20 protein-coding genes are annotated in these 19,064 nt (G+C 35.3%); 2 read left to right on the forward strand and 18 right to left on the reverse strand.

Features of this window, described 5'->3' with window-relative positions:
* Positions 1-7: 7 nt before the first annotated feature.
* From R2R35_RS08645 to R2R35_RS08690, 10 genes are all read right to left on the reverse strand, one after another.
* A complete protein-coding gene (locus tag R2R35_RS08645) occupies positions 8-1,228 on the reverse strand; it encodes a CDP-glycerol glycerophosphotransferase family protein (protein ID WP_317734097.1) in 1,221 nt (406 codons plus the stop codon).
* A gap of 18 nt (positions 1,229-1,246) precedes the next feature.
* Complete coding sequence (gene tagD, locus R2R35_RS08650) at positions 1,247-1,645, reverse strand: glycerol-3-phosphate cytidylyltransferase (RefSeq protein WP_317734098.1); 399 nt, start codon at positions 1,643-1,645, stop codon at positions 1,247-1,249.
* 290 nt (positions 1,646-1,935) lie between these two features.
* The gene (gene leuA / locus R2R35_RS08655) at positions 1,936-3,606 is read right to left on the reverse strand and encodes a 2-isopropylmalate synthase (RefSeq protein WP_317734099.1); all 1,671 of its coding nucleotides are present in this window, start codon (positions 3,604-3,606) and stop codon (positions 1,936-1,938) included.
* 407 nt (positions 3,607-4,013) lie between these two features.
* The gene (locus R2R35_RS08660; RefSeq protein ID WP_317734100.1) at positions 4,014-4,289 is read right to left on the reverse strand and encodes an HPr family phosphocarrier protein; all 276 of its coding nucleotides are present in this window, start codon (positions 4,287-4,289) and stop codon (positions 4,014-4,016) included.
* A 59-nt stretch (positions 4,290-4,348) separates the two neighbouring features.
* Positions 4,349-5,569, reverse strand: a complete 1,221-nt coding sequence (locus tag R2R35_RS08665) for a CdaR family protein (RefSeq protein ID WP_317734101.1) — start codon at positions 5,567-5,569, stop codon at positions 4,349-4,351.
* Complete coding sequence (cdaA, locus tag R2R35_RS08670; protein WP_317734102.1) at positions 5,550-6,428, reverse strand: diadenylate cyclase CdaA; 879 nt, start codon at positions 6,426-6,428, stop codon at positions 5,550-5,552. Before cdaA ends, R2R35_RS08665 begins: the two co-directional genes overlap by 20 nt.
* Before the next feature lie 68 nt (positions 6,429-6,496).
* Positions 6,497-7,495: a hypothetical protein gene (locus R2R35_RS08675; protein ID WP_317734103.1), complete on the reverse strand. Its 999-nt coding sequence runs from the start codon at positions 7,493-7,495 to the stop codon at positions 6,497-6,499.
* Between the two features lie 14 nt (positions 7,496-7,509).
* The gene (locus R2R35_RS08680; protein WP_317734105.1) at positions 7,510-7,911 is read right to left on the reverse strand and encodes a hypothetical protein; all 402 of its coding nucleotides are present in this window, start codon (positions 7,909-7,911) and stop codon (positions 7,510-7,512) included.
* A gap of 358 nt (positions 7,912-8,269) precedes the next feature.
* Complete coding sequence (locus R2R35_RS08685; protein WP_317734106.1) at positions 8,270-9,574, reverse strand: sensor histidine kinase; 1,305 nt, start codon at positions 9,572-9,574, stop codon at positions 8,270-8,272.
* Positions 9,562-10,287: a LytR/AlgR family response regulator transcription factor gene (locus tag R2R35_RS08690; protein ID WP_317734108.1), complete on the reverse strand. Its 726-nt coding sequence runs from the start codon at positions 10,285-10,287 to the stop codon at positions 9,562-9,564. The genes R2R35_RS08685 and R2R35_RS08690 overlap by 13 nt, the downstream gene beginning before the upstream one ends.
* A gap of 169 nt (positions 10,288-10,456) precedes the next feature.
* On the opposite strand from R2R35_RS08690, the gene R2R35_RS24685 reads away from it, so the two are divergent.
* Both R2R35_RS24685 and R2R35_RS24690 read left to right on the forward strand, forming a co-directional pair.
* Positions 10,457-11,044 carry an accessory gene regulator B family protein gene (locus tag R2R35_RS24685; RefSeq protein WP_442872277.1) on the forward strand — a complete coding sequence of 196 codons (588 nt, stop codon included), beginning with the start codon at positions 10,457-10,459 and terminating at the stop codon, positions 11,042-11,044.
* A 22-nt stretch (positions 11,045-11,066) separates the two neighbouring features.
* Positions 11,067-11,138 (forward strand): AgrD family cyclic lactone autoinducer peptide, encoded by a 72-nt coding sequence (locus tag R2R35_RS24690; RefSeq protein WP_442872288.1) that lies wholly within the window; start codon positions 11,067-11,069, stop codon positions 11,136-11,138.
* Positions 11,139-11,263: 125 nt separating this feature from the next.
* On the opposite strand, the gene fabZ is transcribed toward R2R35_RS24690, so the two are convergent.
* From fabZ to R2R35_RS08730, 8 genes are read right to left on the reverse strand one after another with little or no spacing between them, the layout of a single operon-like run.
* Positions 11,264-11,752 (reverse strand): 3-hydroxyacyl-ACP dehydratase FabZ, encoded by a 489-nt coding sequence (fabZ, locus tag R2R35_RS08695; protein WP_317734109.1) that lies wholly within the window; start codon positions 11,750-11,752, stop codon positions 11,264-11,266.
* Complete coding sequence (locus R2R35_RS08700) at positions 11,742-14,714, reverse strand: non-ribosomal peptide synthetase (protein ID WP_317734111.1); 2,973 nt, start codon at positions 14,712-14,714, stop codon at positions 11,742-11,744. The genes fabZ and R2R35_RS08700 overlap by 11 nt, the downstream gene beginning before the upstream one ends.
* A complete protein-coding gene (locus R2R35_RS08705; RefSeq protein WP_317734112.1) occupies positions 14,715-15,437 on the reverse strand; it encodes an SDR family oxidoreductase in 723 nt (240 codons plus the stop codon).
* Between the two features lie 11 nt (positions 15,438-15,448).
* Positions 15,449-16,459, reverse strand: coding sequence for a beta-ketoacyl synthase chain length factor (locus R2R35_RS08710; RefSeq protein ID WP_317734113.1), 1,011 nt, complete (start codon positions 16,457-16,459; stop codon positions 15,449-15,451).
* The gene (locus R2R35_RS08715) at positions 16,459-16,890 is read right to left on the reverse strand and encodes an acyl-CoA thioesterase (protein WP_317734114.1); all 432 of its coding nucleotides are present in this window, start codon (positions 16,888-16,890) and stop codon (positions 16,459-16,461) included. The genes R2R35_RS08710 and R2R35_RS08715 overlap by 1 nt, the downstream gene beginning before the upstream one ends.
* Positions 16,887-18,062, reverse strand: coding sequence for a beta-ketoacyl-[acyl-carrier-protein] synthase family protein (locus R2R35_RS08720; protein ID WP_317734115.1), 1,176 nt, complete (start codon positions 18,060-18,062; stop codon positions 16,887-16,889). Before R2R35_RS08720 ends, R2R35_RS08715 begins: the two co-directional genes overlap by 4 nt.
* Position 18,063: 1 nt before the next feature.
* Positions 18,064-18,354 (reverse strand): phosphopantetheine-binding protein, encoded by a 291-nt coding sequence (locus tag R2R35_RS08725; RefSeq protein WP_317734116.1) that lies wholly within the window; start codon positions 18,352-18,354, stop codon positions 18,064-18,066.
* Positions 18,355-18,375: 21 nt separating this feature from the next.
* The gene (locus R2R35_RS08730) at positions 18,376-19,053 is read right to left on the reverse strand and encodes an ABC transporter ATP-binding protein (RefSeq protein ID WP_317734117.1); all 678 of its coding nucleotides are present in this window, start codon (positions 19,051-19,053) and stop codon (positions 18,376-18,378) included.
* Between the last annotated feature and the right edge of the window lie 11 nt (positions 19,054-19,064).

Raw genomic sequence — 19,064 nt, forward strand, 5'->3', positions numbered from 1 at the left:
GGAAGTTCTACCTTTCTCCCTTAATTATTTTCTCAATTACCTTCACGACTTTAGCGGAAGCTTTTCCGTCATCGGCGTGATTATATTTGTTATAAAAATTATTGAACTTGTCTTCGTACATACTGCTGTCGTAATTTTTAATCGCTGCTGCGAGTTCCTCTGTTGTACCCACAATCGGTCCGGGTGCCTCCTCCAGAAAATCAAAATAAAAGCCCCTTAAATTATTCTTATACTCTTCCAGATCATAGGTATAGAAAAACATAGGCCTTTTTAGCAAGGAATAATCAAACATAACAGAGGAATAGTCTGTTATCAGAATATCTGCTACCAGATAGAGGGTCGATATATCTTCACACATGTTGAACTCATATACAAAACCGCCGTATGTAGACCAGTCGATATTGTCCTTTACCAGGTAATGATATTTCACCACACATACATACTCGTCCCCGAATTCTTCTTTCAACATGGCAAAATCCATCGGTGTATTAAACTTATAGGCACCTTTTGCATAATATTCATTATCACGCCAGGTTGGCGCATACAAAAGAATCTTTTTATTCTCCGGAAGACCCATCTGTTTTTTTAATTTATTGATATAATCCTTATTATTACCGTAAAAAAGGACATCATTTCTCGGATATCCTATTTCCAGCATATTTTTATCAAAAGCAAAAGCTCTTCTGAAGATTTCGGTAGAATAATGATTCTGGGATAACAGATAATCCCAGGTTCTTGTATTGATAAAGAAACTTCTCTTGTATTTATCGATGTCTGTTTCGCCGGCCATGTTAACGGAATCCATGTCAAGGGCTAATTTCTTAAGGGGAGTACCATGCCAGGTCTGGATATACTGGACCCCTTTTCTCTTTTTCAGATAATTAGGCATTCTGGAGTCAGTAACCCATACCCCTGCAATACCCATTATAAAAAAATAACGTGTTCTTGTCCGCTTCAGCTTTTTGGCACTGCCTGGTATTTCTGTAGCAATGTTATCCAGGAAAAAATAGCAGCGGTACTTTTTATCCAGTCCCTGTTTCACCATTTCCTCATAAATGGCCTTCGGATTGCCGGTATAGTTTCGGCCCATGTTACTTTCAAAAATAATAATGTTCTTATTTATAGGAAGAATCGAACTTTCAATACGGTATAGTAGCATAACTGCTTTTTTTCCAAACCGCTTGATCATTTTCTTGCATTTATTCTTAAGTCGTTTAAGTTGGGGCATATATTTACTCCGATATCGTTATTTTTTTACCCCTAAATTCAGGTCATTTTTTATCTTAGTCGTAGATATTCCATCTGTTCTCGGCAAATAGACAACTTCACAGTATTCTTTTAAGAAGTCAAACTGTCCTTCCCAATCATCTCCCATGACAAATACATCTACCTGGTTGTCCACCACATCCTGAATCTTCTGTTCCCATGTGTATTCCGGTATTACTTCATCCACATAAGTTATTGCTTCCAGGATAATCTTCCTGTCCTCATAGCAGTGGTAAGCAGTTTTATGCTTAATTGTATTAAACTCATCTGAGGATAAAACAACGATTAAATAATCTCCAAGCTCTTTTGCTCTTCTCAACAAATTAATATGGCCTACATGTATTAAATCGTAGGTTCCGTAAGTAATGACCTTTTTCATTTTAACCTCTATTCTTGCGCACGCTCTTTGCGCATAGCAAGTTTGTGGTGCGCAAGCACAAACTTGCGGTTGAAAAATTTATTTTTCAACCTAACTCCTATCTATGCACCCTTCGCGCATATTCCGGTACTTTCTTTCAAGGCTTTAAAATCCCTGGTTTGGTTTTTCTTCTTATTATCTTCAAGAAACGGAGGACACATACAAGCAGATATTCTGATTGCGCTGTATCCTCCATTTATTAGCATAACATATCTAATTATATCTTGTCATTAAATATTATTGAAAATTTCTTATGATTTCTTTAATCTGTTAAGACCACTAAAGATCGCTCTGATAGATGCTCTGGTTATATTGGAACTGATACCTACTCCGAATATTGTTTTTCCGGTATCCATGCTGAGTAAATGGATATAAGCCGCAGCCTGAGCACCGGAGCCTTCTCCCAATGCGTGCTCGGAATAATCCAATATCTTTATGTGAATACCAAGTTCTTTCTGAAGCCCTCGAAGTACCGCATCAATGGGACCGTTACCGGTTGCTTCAAAGGTTTTCTCAATACCCTCCTCTGTGTAGGTAACTTTGGCAAGGGTGTCAAAAGGATCACTGGTTTCTGTCAGATCTTCAAAGCGGCTTCTTCTAAAATGAAGCGGTTCCTTCTGCTCCAGATAACTTTTCTTAAATTCTTGCATAATCTGATCCGGTGCTACTTCACCCTGCTTCTCAGAAATATGCTGTATGTTATCCGCAAATTCCTTATGCATTCCTTTGGGAAGTTTAAAGCCATAATAGGTCTCCATAATAAAGGCTACGCCGCCCTTACCGGACTGACTGTTAATACGGACAATGGGCTCATATTTTCTTCCGATGTCTGCCGGATCCACCGGCAGGTAGGGTACTTCCCAAATTTCCTTCTGCTTAACCTGCATGGCGTGCACACCCTTATTGATAGCATCCTGATGTGATCCGGAAAAAGCAGTAAATACAAGCTTACCGCCATAAGGATGACGTACATGTACAGGAATCTTACATAATCTTTCATATACTTCTATGATTTCATTGATATCATCCAGTTCCAATTCCGGATTAATACCTTGTGAAAACATGTTATAGGCAATTGTAAGCACATCTACATTACCGGTTCGTTCGCCGTTACCAAATAATGTTCCTTCAACACGGTCTGCACCTGCAAGAAGTGCCAGTTCACTGGCGGCTACGCCGCAGCCTCTGTCGTTATGAGGATGTACGCTTAATATAATGGAATCTCTGTTGTTAAAATGGGTATGCATCCATTCTATCTGGTCTGCATAGACATTTGGTGTAGTCATTTCTACCGTGTTGGGCAAATTAATAATGATTTTATTATCCGGTGATGGTTCCCAGATATCCTGAACAGCTGTGCAAATATCCAATGCAAAATCAAGCTCTGTTCCACTAAAGCTCTCCGGTGAATACTCCAGTATAATCTTTCCCGGAAAAGACTTGGTGTATTCTTTCACGAGTCTGGTTCCATTTACTGCAATCTCTTTGATTGCTTCTCTGTCCATACCAAATACAACATCCCGCTGAAGAGTGGAGGTTGAATTGTATATATGAACAATGGCTGTCTTAATACCTTCCAAGGCTTCAAAAGTCTTCTGAATCAAGTGATCTCTGCATTGTACCAAAACCTGAATTGTAACGTCATCAGGAATCAGCTTGCGGTCCACTAACTGTCTTAAGAAGTCATACTCAATCTGTGAAGCAGAAGGAAATCCAACTTCAATCTCCTTAAAACCTAATTTTACAAGCAGTTTAAAGAATTCAATCTTCTCTTCTACAACCATAGGCTCAATTAATGCCTGGTTACCATCTCTTAAATCTACACTGCACCATATAGGTGCTTTTGTTATCTGCTTATTTGGCCAGGTTCTTTCTTTAAAATCCACTACCGGTGCGCTCTGATATCTTCTAAAATTCAACATGATCCATCCTCCTATAATTTCCGTGATATAATGATAGTTTATCAATTTACATCATTGCTACGGAGTCGATAGATCACACTGTATTTCTTTACGATAAATAACTTGGCACTGTCTACTCTAGTCCCATCCTTATCATTCCTTTGCTCATATTGTTGCTGGTATTTGTGTATACCTCTGCTCAGTTAATCAATAAAATCAGCGTATTTGTGTTACCAGATACACAAAATGCATCTTTTTTCAGTTTTCTTATGAAAGAATGCTATACAGATAGATTATCTGTATCATTATACTCTCCTGAAAGAACTGCTATAACTGCATAGAAGTTATTGTTAAAGATTATAGCATTGTGACTGGAATATTACAAGGTTTATTTTTAATCAAGAGCAACGAATATTTATACGATAAGTTTACTCCTCTAGGATATCTCCCAAGCCATCCTCTACCGCCTTGGAAAGAACGGAAAGTGCCTTTTCCTCGTCTTCACCTTCACAGGTAATTTCAATCTCATCTCCCGTTTTGATACAGGCCCCTAAAACACTCAGTACACTTTTTCCGTTCACATTGGTATTTTCCATTGAAATGCTTATCTTTGACCGAAACTCTATCGCCAGTTTACAAAACATACCGACGGGTCTTAAGTGTAATCCGTTAGGATTTTTGATTGTCAATTTCCTGCTTACCATCCTTAACCCTCCTTAAAAGCTGATATGTACAGAGAATAGCAGCATTTGTTCTAACTGCTTTATGTACCGGCACCGCTGACGGATACCATCACACTGAGTGGATCCAGTGTGACTCCGTCCGGTAAATCCAGTCCGACATTAAAATAATCCGTTCCGACTTTGGCTCCTTTTAAGTCTATATATGGCTTTAAGTTATATTTATTAAGCATATTCAGATAGTCACTGTTGCCATAGAGCTTCACATGCATGTTTGCGGTTCCTGTTTTTGCTTCCATACCACTGGGTATATTCCTCAGCTCTATCTCACTGCTGTCATAACTTAAATCCTTACTATCCATTTTTTCTATCTTAACCTTGATTGCAGCTGTCTGGTTATCATCAATCAGAATTACATCGTCCTTAATAAAATCTGTTATATTAACCTGATCTTCAAAATCTTCTCTCTTGTTTGTTATATTGTAATCACCAGAAATGTATGGAACCTTGTCAAGTTCGTCCTTTTCTCCGGCAATCACTACCAACTTGGGTTCAAAATCCTTATCCACATACTTATACCCCGGATACGGTTCACCGGTTACTTCAATATAAAGCCTAACCGTCTTCGTCTGAAGCAGATTTACGGTAACCTCCACCTCTTCTGCACTTAACTTAAACTTATCCGAATCCATTAAGGTACCGTTATTATCATAAACCTTTGGTACGGCAGTATCCGTAAAGGATTGCCTTTTACCGGCAACATTAACCTCTACCACAACTTCTTTTATTTTGCTGACTACGGTTTCAGCACCACTGACCTCTATTATATTGGGACTCGCTAACTTTTCCTTTACATAATAGCCAGAGGCTACTTCTCCGTTTGCCACCACATTAATTCGGAATTGCTCTGTCTTCAAATTCTCAAGACTGACTTTCATTGTTGAGATATTTTGCGTTTTCTCAACGATATCTCTTTCATGACCTGGAACAGTCACTTTTATTTCCGCAGCATTTACCACGGACAGCTCTGAAAGGTCTGCTACTGCTTTGATATCAGATTTGCTTAATGACTCCAGCACAGATCTTTTCGCTCTGATGGTAACATTGACGCTATTTCCGGATACCACCTCATAAACCTTGTCTTTTTGGGCCACCGCATTTTCATTAATTATAGAAACTTCTATATCATTAAAGTTTTTTTCTTTCACAGGGTCTGCTATATTTAAAATAATAAGCCAGGTCAATATAGCCATAAACAGGGACAGCAGTTTAAGTCCAAGATTTCTAGTCAGCTTCTCTTTCATTCTTAGACCTCCCCTTCCATAATTTAATTTTCTTTGTATCCACTACTTTATTCTGAAGAGTGAGTATTTTATTTTTCAAATAATCTCCATCCACATTACGGATTAAAGTTCCACCCATCGCAAGGGATACCTTACCGGTTTCTTCTGATACGATAATTGTAAGGCAATCGGTAATTTCACTTACTCCGATACCGGCTCTGTGTCTCGTACCAAGTTCCTTGCTCAGATGCATGTTATCGGATAAAGGTAGATAACAGGTGGCGGCAGCTACTCTGTTGCCTTTTATGATAACCGCTCCGTCATGCAGCGGTGTATTATGCTCAAAGATATTGATCAGCAACTGGCTGCTTACCAGGGAATCAATGGCAATTCCTGTATTTTCGAATTCCATAAGGGATAGTTCTTTCTCTATTACAATCAGAGCACCTGTTTTGGCTTTTGCCAGCTCAAAGGTAGCTTTAACAATATCTGCGACTGTTTTCTCAGAGAATCTGTCCCCTTTGTCCTTGGAGTCGTTAAAATTAAACAGGGGAGTCACAAGATGATTCTGTCCCAATTGCTCCAGTGCTTTTCTGAATTCCGGCTGGAATACAATGATAACTGCAATAATGCCTACATTCAGACTCTTATAGAACAGCCAGAGTATAACGCTTAAGTCCAATACAGATGCAAAAAGCCAGAGAATAAGCAGCACAATAAGTCCCTTAACCAGAATCCATGCTCTGGTCTGTTTTACCCACACAATAACATTGTAGATAACAAAAGCCAGAATAAGGATTTCTATAATATCGGTCAGTCCGATATCCGGCAAAGAATACCAGCTTATATATTCTTTAAAAAAACTTATAATTGTCTGCATTAAAACTCACCCGCTTTACTTTTTACTGATGTTATAAAACTTACGTTAACCTCGTGTATAAATAACTTCTACTCTTCGTCCTCGAATTCATCCTCCTCAAGCATTACATCCTCTTTCAGATGTTTACCGGGTATCTGGGTTTTCTGAGTATTAAATCTCTTTACATTGACCTGAGGCGTTGTAACATTTATCTTAGGTACTGCCTTAACATAGTAATAATAATCGTCGTCTTCAAATTGCACATGTTCCACTGCTGAGTAATCTAAGGATAGGTGAAAGAACTGTATGATTCCTGTTATAATACCAGAGATCAGAGTCCCTACAATCATAGTCCCAATCTCATCCGCGGTATTAAATTTCAGGCTGGATATCAGGAAGCCCAAAATAATAGCAAAGCACCCCGCAACAACAGCAATTTCATGAGAATAGTCAAACTTCATCTTCCACACAACCCAGGTAATCAGGATTGCCAGTGAGAAAACTATCATTGAAGTAAACAGCTGTTTATTATCTTTTAATCCATCGACTACATAAGAATAAACAGTCATGGTATCTTCCAGGCTGACGGTAACTTGTATGGAAGCCGCTTCCTGTATTATACGCAACAGAAAATATATTATAACTCCAAGGCATGTGGGGATTATTGCTACCGGTGTTGCAAAAACACCTAACAATAAGGGTACCACATAAGGTATTTTTAGATAAAACAATATGGGAACTGCAAGCACCACCACACCAAGCTTCGGTGTAAATCGTAAGAAGAGGCAGTACATCACAATAAATATTATTAGTATAATTGCCGACAATATGACTGAAACTGCGTAAATATGCAAAAAAGCTACCACACCTGCAAATAAGAGCAGTACTGCTGAAGGGGTGAATGCACATAATAGCGATAAAGCAAGAAGTATCGGCATCTGCTTTAAGCGGTCATCATACCCTATGGTATTGTTCAGGGTCAGAAAGATAACCAGTGCAATAATAAACTTAAATACGGGCTTCATATAGATATCATGTTTCTGATATAAGCTTTGGAGTCTCGCCCTCAAGACTAACAATGTCATCATTTTTTTGCCTCCCCCTAATCTATGGTACTGTCGTCCTGATAATGCTTATTCAGCTTTTTTAACAGTTTGAAGTACTTAGACAGGTTCTTTCTGGAATAATCATACTTAATGGAGTAACCGATCAAGGCACCGGTTATATAAACAGCCATTATAATAATATAAAAGCCAAGCAGGTACTGCCCTATACGGACGATGTTCAGGGTAACGATCTTACTTATGAGAAATTCAGCATGGTACAAACCAACCAAACACAGAATTAACAAATACCCAATCGTTATACTTACCGCAGTCTTGATAACCTGGTATCTGATATAGTCTGTTTTATAGTATTTGCTGATTTTTATATCCTCCTTGCATTTTCCCTGTTCAAAAGCAGCCAGTTTTGTCATAATCTTTATCTTTTTATTATCTAACATCTGAATCCTCGCTTTCGCTTACCCTATGGAAATTATATCGCCGGGTAAATTCCCGCTGTCCTGTCATGAAACTCTTACTTTACGAAAGTGAGGACAACTGAATAGTTATGGTTATTATATCATAACCACCCGATGTTTTCGAGCCTTATTTTTCAAGTTTTCAGGTTTTTCCTGTATTTTATACCTTTTTTCATGAGATTTTTATTGTTCTTTCCATGGAGCGATATGCTATTATAGAAGGAAAGTACAGAATAGTATGTCATTTTGTGGAGTGGTGAATGCTTTTAAATAAAAAAAGCAGTTAAACAATAACAACAGTTTAACCACTTTTATGATGATTTTCACAGACCTTGTTATTTTATATTGGAATTCCAACGGTAACTTTAAATACAAGATTGTCATAATAAAAATCAATATATCCATCATACTTTTTCACGGTTTCCTTAACGATCTTTATACCTAAGCCATGAATTTTTTTATCCTCTTTATCTGTAAGAAGTTTATTTCTCTTCTTTATGATGGAATTTCCATAATTATTTTCAATTTTAATTATGAACATATCATTTATATTTTTCAAGGATAATCTAACCCAACGATCATCTTCCAGCTTGGTAGCTGCCTCGATGGCATTGTCTATTAAATTGGATAAAATGCAATTTATGTCCCTGTCGCTTAGTTTTATTTCTTTTATCATATGGATATCATAAAGCATTCTTACATTAAGGCTTCTTGCTTCCATGCTTTTACTGTTTACGATAAAATCAATAATATCATTACCTGTCCATACTTCCATATCCTTATCATTGAAGGGTTTTATTATATCTTCCAAATAAGTTAGTGCTTCGCTTTGTCTCTGTTCTCTTACATATTTACGCAATATATTTAAATGGTTTTTAAGATCATGTGCTGTCTTCGATTGTTCCTCGTGTATTAATTTTAAGGAGTCATAATTCTTTTCCAGTACTATATTTTTCAGTTCAATCAGGTCTTTTTTTTCTGTAGTTATTTTATAACCAAGATAGAAAGCCACCGCTATCAGACATAAGATGAGGAATACCAGATAGGAAAGCCAATTAACCACGGTTGAGGAGTTAATTTCTACGATAATATAGTTAGCCAGATATCCCATTGCAATATAGCTAATTATACAGATTAGCAGAATCAAAAGTTTATACTTCTCAAGTACCTTTCGATACTTCAAAATTCCGTGAAATCTTGATATAAGCGTAAACACGATAATAAATTGAACAAGTTTCATCGCTAAGGAATAAAAAACCCTAATCAAAGAATGAGAGCTTGTAATGATATTTCCGTAAAAACTATTTCCAGTAAAGAGACTAATCAATACCAAAAGGTTTAACTCTGAAAAAGCAATGATAAATACTAAATAGATTGCTGATAAGGTCAAAGTATATAAATAATGCTTTTTAAATACAAAACAAGCTGTAATTGAAATATACGCCACACTAACATAAACGATATAACTTGAATATAAGTCATCATTTTGTAGTGCTAATAAAAAAAAGCTATAAACTAAGGAATATGGTATTAATTTTATTATTGAATTTCTTGCCCCCAATAAAAATCCAATAAATTTATAGCCTACATATACCTCTAAAAAATTCACTATTATCTCCGTCGATATAAAAACTATATATTCCATTTACTCTCACTCCAGTAGTTAAATATTTTAAGTTTGACATCCTGGGCATATACTCGTCCAACGTGTAATATTTCTCCATCTCTCATATAAATATCATTAGCCTCTAGTTTGATTACATGAGAAATATTTACGATATACCCTCTTTCTATGAATAAAAACCTCTCTTGATCTAATTCAAGAAAAACATCCTTCAAACTTTTACGGACTCTACTGGTTTTATCATTACATACTAACATGGAGTTTTTTCCGTCCTTGTATATGTAATAAATGTTCTTAAAGGAAACTTTTTCATATCTGCTGCTATTGGAGATCAAATAGAATTTATCATCTATGGTATCAAATGTCGGAACTAAGTCATCCAGCGCTGCTACTAGCTTAAGGGATATCATGGATTTAGGAATATATCGAAATACATTGTATTCATAACCAATTAATGAATATTTAAGATGTGATGTAATAAATATTATAGGGGATGTTGTATCGCCTCTTCTTATTTTCTCTGCTATTTGTATACCGTTATAATTAGGCATCTCAATATCAAGAATATAAATATCATATTTAATTTCTTCACCTAGATCAAACAACAACAATTCACTTTTATCATAACACTGAAGTTTTATTGCTTTATTTTTTTCATTAAAATATCTTACTATAATATCTTTTATTTCCGTAATATATACCTCATTATCGTCGACTACTGCAATTCTAATCATTTGAACCACCCCCTTTACATATTATACCAAATCTCAAATAATATGGAAAGTTATTTCTAGGCTACATTTAAGGACATAATCAAGTATTTTAAGGTCAGCTTATAGTTGGGATTTGTGGAATGCTTATAATGAAGTAAAAGTACAGCTAAAACAGAAAAGGTGGTCAAAGGTGTTAGATTTTATCTCAAACAAAAGTACCTGTTTACTTATGAGAAAGAATTCTATAGAGGAAGAGGATAAAGAGTTATATATGTATGGCTTTTATATTATTTATTCTACTTTATTTATTATTTTAAGTATAACTGCAATATCCTGTTTTATTTTTAATGATATAATCTATAGCTTTCTTTACATAATTGTTTTTATTCCAGTAAGGGCTTTTGCAGGAGGATATCATTCTAATAGTTACTTTGGTTGTTTTTCAATCAGTAATGTACTCTTTATAATTGCTACGTTTTTAACAATTTTTTTAAATAACAAACCCGTGCTTATGCAATTCATCTTGTTACTTTTTTTCTCATTGTATATTTGCTGGAATCAACACTCCGAAAAGAAAGAGGAACCAGAATTTACCCGGGAAGAGCATAATAAATTTCATAGAAATGTTACGATTCTATGCATTTTCTGGTATTTCGTTTTTGGTATCCTACAGTACTTCACAAGAAATAGCGGCATGATAGTCTCGGCTATGCTTATTGTTGCTATAATGATACATATAAAAAATAGAAAGGAGAAAAATCATGACAGCAGTTTCTAAGTTAGTGAATTTACTAGCATCCATGAGCTTAAATACCAAATCAGCTTTTTTCGCTTATCAGCCGAAAAGACCCACTAAAATTATTAAGAAATAGTTTATTCAGTCAGTTTTCTTCCTTAATTGAACCATTTATTTTAAAAAAAGTGGCTGTTACCTTTCCGATTCTTCAATCGTTAAGTGTGACAGCCCCTTGGTATCTTTTCATCAATATATCCTTCTTTATCTTTTCACCTTACTTTTCTCTGTTACTATTATCGAACCTTTTGCTACAATCTTTTGATCGACATATGCGGTCACTTTAGCTTCTATATAGTTATCCCAACTATGTATATTCCTTGATTCTAATATAATCTGGTCCCCCGGTTTGATAATTTTATAGTGACGCATCTTATTCACTCCTGCCAGGTATCCTATCTTTGCTTGTGAATCTTCATCATTTGTGTATGCGTACATAATTCCACTGATTTGAGCTAATGCTTCAATTAATAATGCCCCTGGAAATATATTATTATCAGGAAAGTGACCTTGAAAAAAAGGTTCATTATGACTTACATTTTTAATACCCAGTGCATATTCTTTTGGTTTTACTTCTAAAATTCGATCAACAAGTAAAAACGGATACTTATGCGGTAATATTTCTTTTACATCTCGTAGATTCTCAGTTATGACATCATCTAATCCTGTCTCAACGGCATTATTACCATACATAACCATTAACCTCCTCTTCTAATCTCTCTACAAAATCATCAATAAATCTTGTATCATATAATGCAGCATTATATTTGATCTCAAATTGTATTTTTCGATTCTCTTCTATAACACCAAAATAGAAGCTTCTGTTTGTTATATCCGGGTTAAAATTGATAGAATTGATTTCTTCTATCAGCTCCGGATATTTTTCCAAACAAGACCAATTATTCTGATAATTAAAGCAAATATCAAATATCTCACCATCCTCCAGCTCCTCCATCGGTAAAAGCTGATACAAGCAGCTCTGAGAAATATTTTGATGCATCAACATATTCTGTACTTCTTTTTGAATCGTTTTTAAAATATCCCCATCTTCCCAGGTAAATATCAAAGGTAATACATTTGTAAACATTCCCAGTACTCCGTTATCAATTAATTGATTCCTTCCTGGTAAATAGCATCCAATTCTCATCGTATCAGCATTTGTGTATAGCCTAATTACTTTTATAAAAACCGAAAGTAAAGCTATAAACAGGGAGATATTATTCTGCTTAGACATTTTCATCAAATTACTATACATATCTTTGGAACAATTATAATGATAAAGCTCAAAGCTTATATCCTTATTCGTACTTGTGGCAGCCGGCAATTTTGTTCTTAATGGAGATTTGTCAAGTTGGCCTTTCCAAAAATGAATTGTTTTTTCTTCTAAAAAGTTATTTTTACTCAAATAAGAGATAAAACCCAATCTTTCTTTTCCTTTATCATTACCGTACAAACTAAAAACATCTGAAAGAAAATATTGAACAGAAATGAAGTCTAATAAGATGTGTTTTACATTAAGAATAATTTCTTTATCCTTGACTTTTACAACTTCCACCAACTCATCCCCAAAAAGATCCAGATATGAAATTTGATTTACCAATTCACCTTCCTGGGTTTGTTTGATTTTTAGTGACTGTGGTGTTTCTTTTAGTATACAAAAGCATCTGTTCCTTTTACGTATAAATCGAACTCTAAATGTTTCATTTATGGACATTATCGTGTTTATACATTGTTCCAGTCTATCAATATCAGGTTCCTCTTTGAATTTTATCCTGTATATTAATGAATATCCCAATAACTCAGACTTAGATTTTTGACTGTTAATTGCCTTTCGCTCTAAATCAAATAATTTTTTTTGTGATTCAATGATTGGATATTCTATTTCGACCGGACTACTATTCGTCACCGGGGTCATGCTGCTTTTTAATTGTGGATTAAGTGACTTTAAGTAATGAAGGATTTCCTCTATTGTTTCACTGGCATATACCTTAGATATGTCCAAGTCTATATCATACCTAGTTAAGATATCACTAATAAATGCTAACATTGTAATCGAATCGCCACCTAAGGTGTAAAATGATTTTCTCTTATCGATCCCATTGTATCCAATTAGCTTCTCCAGTAATTGAGAAATGAAATCTTCAATGCTTAGCTCCTGATTATCCTTGATATGATGCAAGAGCAAATGGTAATCAATTTTTCCATTTTGATTGATGGGGAACTCCTTGCAGTACCTGATTTCTTGCGGAATCATATAATATGGAAGTTCTTCTCTTAAACGTTTTTTGATTTCATTTATATTGTATTCTATCTCTCCCACATAAAAAGCATAAAGTCTGGTAAAATCATTTTCGTCTTTCTTGGTTATTACCCTGGCCTCTTTAATATTTGAAATTTTTTCTATTGCATGTTCTATTTCTTCAATTTCAACTCTATATCCATTGATCTTGCACTGTCGGTCTACTCTTCCAACAAATTCAAAAACTCCATTTTCATCTTGTTTTACAAGATCTCCCGTTCTATATGACTTAGGATGCGGCCCGTTAGGAATTGAATCAAAAGGATTAGGCTTTATCTCTCTTTTACTAATATACCCCATACCAACGCAGTCACCGAAAATAACCATTTCACCAACTTCACCAACACTTAAAAATTTATCTCCATCCATAACTCGTAAGATGGAATTACTTGTATTAATTCCGATTGGTATGGACTTCATTTTTTTTATATTTCTCTTGTTTAATTCATAATAAGTGACCAACACCGTACATTCCGCAGGACCATAGGAGTTATATAAAATGAAGTTATCCTTGTCTATCAGGTCTATTACTTCTGCAGCCAGATTATAACTTAATACATCACCAATACAGAAAATTACACTGGTATGTAATCTAAGACCTCTATGGCATTTTAAATGATTGGCTATTAACCGCAGGTAATTGGGGGTAGCATCTATAAGATCAATCCGAAAATTATTCAGATACGTTACTATTTTTTCCCCATTTTGCTTTTCATCCTCAGAAATAATATGTAAATTATGTCCCTTAAACAAACTGGCATAAATCATAAGTACACACATATCAAAACCAAATGGTGCAATAACACTTGTATTGATATTCTCTCGATTTGGCAATGAAATGAATTCCTTCGCCCATTTGTTATACAATTCTATTACATTAAAATGGTTGATTAATAAACCTTTTGGTTTTCCTGTTGAACCGGAGGTATAAATAATATAAGCACCTAATTGCTGGTGAATTATAGGTAATTTAGCAGGATTAAATACATTGTCTGAATCAGAGAAATTTGATTCAAAGATATTACGGTATCTTTTATCATCAATAAAAATACAAGCATCTGAATCTTCCAGCATAAACTGTTTTCTATCTTCCGGATAACTTATGTCAATAAACATGTAAGTGCATCCAGCTTTTAAAACTCCCAGCATAGCAACGATGCAATCTTTGCTTCTTTCCATACTAATGGCTACAACGCTACCCACTGTAATCTTTGAAGATACTATGTAGTATGCCACGGTATTACTTCGTTCCTCTAATTTATTATACGTATAACTGCCCTTTGAATCTGTCAGCGCCGGTAAATCGCTATATCGATCCATGGCATCCTTAAAGTATGTTATTATTGATTTCTCCAATTATAACCGTCCCCCATCCACTACTAATGTTTGTGCTGTGATATAAGATGAACTGTCGCTTCCAAGAAAATACACTGCGTCAGCGACTTCCTCCGGTTTGCCTAGACGCTTTAAAGGAATCTCTCCAATAGATTTTTGGATTTTTACATTGTTAGTGTCAACCATGTCAGTATCTATAAATCCAGGGGCTACTATATTAGCTCTTATATTTTTTCTTGCATATTCTCTCGCCAGACATTCAGTTAAACCAATAAGTCCAGCCTTGGAGGCTGCATAATTCGTCTGCCCCGCATCCGGCCGGATTCCCCCCGTGGAAGAAACTGTAACAATACTTGCCCCTGATTTAAAATTAAGATTTAAAAACAACGATTTAATGACATCCCTGCATCCAATTAGGTTCGTATTTAATACACTGTGAAAGACTTCATCCGTCATTGTTATAAAAGAATCATCTCTGACAATTCCACTGCAATATACAATACAGTCAACAACAGAAAAAGTTTTGTCTACAAAATCACTAAATTTTTCTATAGAGCTCTTATCAGTAACATCTAACTGACACGAATGAATGGATACCGGAAGGTCATCTGTATTTATGATATCTTCCACACTTTTATTCGATTTGTGATAACTATAGATTATATTATAATCATGGGTTGAAAATTTACGTACAATTGCTGTACCTATCCCACCTGAACCTCCAATAATTACTGCACTTTTCATAAATCACCCATTTATCTTTCTAAACGCATTATTGTATAGTTTCCAGTTAAATCAAAGGAACAGATCGTGATACTGTTTACCTGTTCCGGTTTTAGGCTTTGGCTTAAAAGGGTTTTCGGTATATCATTCTTTTCAATCAACAATTTCGATAATAATACCTTTAAGCCCAGATCAGCTCCCAAACAATTACCAAAGTAATCCTGCGCTTGATCAATTATGCAGCTAGAAGGAAAATTAGAAGTTAGTACTTCCTTTTCAAACTTTCCTATTTCTGTTTTGGAGTCATTTATTATAACAACGTCTGTATCAGCGCCTAGATCCATCAGTTTTGATCGTAAATAAGCGTAATTCTCTGTTTCCATATCTTCATAAGGATTACAACCCAGGTTAATTGTATTAATATTCTTAATTGTAATGCCCTCAGTGTATTTAGCGTCTTCTACTAATCCGAAAACGACACATGCTTCTTTCAGATTCTGCTCTCTCCCACTTTGATAAATTAGTGACGCTGCCAGCTCATCGTTATACTCATCCAAACATCCTGCCATTATAAAATCTGCCTTTTCTTCCTTTAAGAGCATATCTGTCAGCATAAATTGATTGGAACCCATCAGCATGGTACTTGGACCTGTAATACCCAAACGAATGGATAAGGTACCAAGACAGGCATTATGTACAGTATTAGAAAACAGAATCGGACTGCAGGCATCCGGATCGTCGGCTATAACCTGCTTCGCAAATTCCATATTTGTTTCTAAAGGCCCATAGGATGTGGTAAAAATGCAACCGCTTTTATTTTTATCAGTTAAATCTATACTGTTTTGTGCTTCAGAATAGCAGTTCACGGTTGCAGTAGTTGCCAAATCAGCAAATCGGTTAATCTTTCTTTTATCTTTTTTGGATAAGCATGACTCAAAATCATTTTTATTGCTTTGTTGAATAATATTTTTATTGAATCTTTCCCATATTACTTCTGAATCATTTCCCATGGGGGTAATAAACCCTGCCGATACGATTTTCATTAGGCGACCGCTCCTTTCAATTCTTGATATCTATTTACTAATTTGTCCGGCAATGACAGCATTAATTGATTATTCATATCAGTTACAACATGAATGGCCTGGCCTGTACAAGAAATTTTATTGCCATAATAAACAATGAAATCAAAAATTATCTTGATATCATCTTCTATGTAAAACTTGAGTACTACCGTTGCAGATTGATTGCATTTGTACTTTATTGCGTTTATATATTTGATTGAAAAATGAGATATCAGGAATTTTATATCCTCTCCGAGTACATCTATACCAAATAAAGCAGGCTCATTCATAAACGAGAATTTTGCTTCTTCCACCAGTAATAAATATCTGCTATGGTGCAAGATACCATAAGCATCCATATCAGAGAAACGAGGAAAAACTTCATATTTATATTCTATCGCACCCTCCTTCATTCAGATATCCCTCCAACGACGATGCTGGCAGCATTACCTGCAAATGCAAAAGAGTTCGATAATGCATAATGAATATTTTTATAAACCAATTCTGACGGGAGCTCAACCTCTTCCAAAGAGTTAATGGGATTGCTTAAATTGATATTTGGATATACATAGCTATTGTTAATACTTAGAACAGTTGCAGCAAATTCTACAGCTCCTGCTGCTGCCAAGCAATGACCAACCTGGGATTTTATGGAATTAACATGACATTTTCCAGTCAATCTTTCAATCGCTTTGATTTCCATGCTGTCATTTATTTCTGTACCAGTTCCATGGGTATTGATGTAATCAATTTTAGCCGGGAGAACATCTGCTTGTTTTAGCGCTTGTGTCATAACCCTATATGCTCCATCACCAGATGGGTCTGGGCTGGTTGCATGATAAGCATCATTCCCAAGTCCGTAGCCTAATACTTCGCAATAAATTTTTGCATTTCTTTTTTGAGCTGACTCATAACTCTCAATAACAAAAAGAGCACCACCTTCGCCTAATGTAATACCATCTCTATCTTTGTCAAATGGTCTGCAAGGAGTGCTGCTTAAATTTTGTAATGAATGAAATCCATAACTCGAGAATTCTGTTAAGGGATCTATTCCTCCTGATATAACCATATCACAAATCCCGGAATTAACCAGTGAATATGCCGTTCCTATTGCAGTTGTTCCAGCGGCACAAGCTGAGGTATTTACAAAAACCGGACCTTTAATTTTTAGCTTTTTAGGTAGTTTATAAATATTACTTTTTGATATGGACTTTTCAATACTTCCTTTCACATGCCCGGAAACATAATCATTGACTCCCACTGAGGTTGCAAATGAAAAGCCAACTTTTTCATTTAATTCTCCAATTATCTCCGGAGTAATACTGGTATCCTCCAGTAATTGCAATATTAAATCCTCATACATGCATTCTAAACGAGATTTATCTTTTAAGCTCTGAACTTCATAAATGTATGTTTTATTTACCTGGCCAAAATAATCTGTTCGAATCTTATCTGTAGGAAATAAGGTGGTTTTTTTAATACCACCTATCCCCCTGACCGCATTCTCATTAAATTCGTCGATATTATTTCCATTGGCCGCCATTACACTGATTCCTGTTACAACAACCCTTTTCTCTGTTGACAATTTACATCACCTCATCTAATTTACTGTTAAGAAATTCTGCAATAGTCTTTACACTATGAAGCGCTTTCTTATCTCCATCTGCAAGTTTTAAATCATATTTTGATTTAATGGCTACCACTATCTCTAACGCATCAACGGAATCCAATTCGAGTCCTTCTCCCAACTCATCCTGGCTTGCAAATAAAGGGGCATCATAGTTCACCTCTTTGGCATTCACATCGTCTAATCCCAAGGCATCAATAATCATTTCTGCTACTTCCAAACATCTTTGCTCCATACTCATCCTACTCATAAACTGTATTTCCTCCTTTAATCAAACTAATTTTCCATCTTCTATGATTAATTGCTGTTCCCCATAATCTAAGATCTTTTTATCATGTGTTACTAAGACAACTGTTGACTGGCTTTCCTTCATGATATCCTTTAAGCATTCCATAAATAAAAGACTATTTTTTTTATCCAGATTACCTGTAGGTTCGTCTGCAAATATATAATCTGCTCCAGAAACAAAAGCTCTTATAATGGCAACTCTTTGTTTTTCTCCCCCAGAAAGCGATTGGATTTCTTTTTTCCGTATGTTACCTAAATTCATAATCTCCAGATATTTATCGATACGGGCTTCCAATTCCTTATTGACTTTTTCGTTGCGCAGCATATAGTTTAGTTTGAGATTATCTTCAACGTTCATAAATCCAAAAAGGTTAAGATGCTGGTATATAAAATTGATGTTATTTAATCTAAAATTATCACGTTGCGTATTCCTCAAATCATAAATTGATCTATCACCATATAAAACTTCTCCTTGAAGGGACTCAATAAGTCCTGCAAGTGCATACATAAAAGTTGTTTTACCTGATCCCGACGGGCCGGAAATAGTAGTTAGTATTCCATGCTGAATCTCACAGCTGATTCCATTTAATATATTTCGTGCCGACTGACCTTCTTTAATCGTATAAACTAAATTATTTGCTCTAATATTTGACTTACTCATATTCTTCTCCT

Source organism: Anaerocolumna sp. AGMB13020 (genome assembly GCF_033100115.1).
Classification (GTDB): Bacteria; Bacillota; Clostridia; order Lachnospirales; family Lachnospiraceae; genus Anaerocolumna.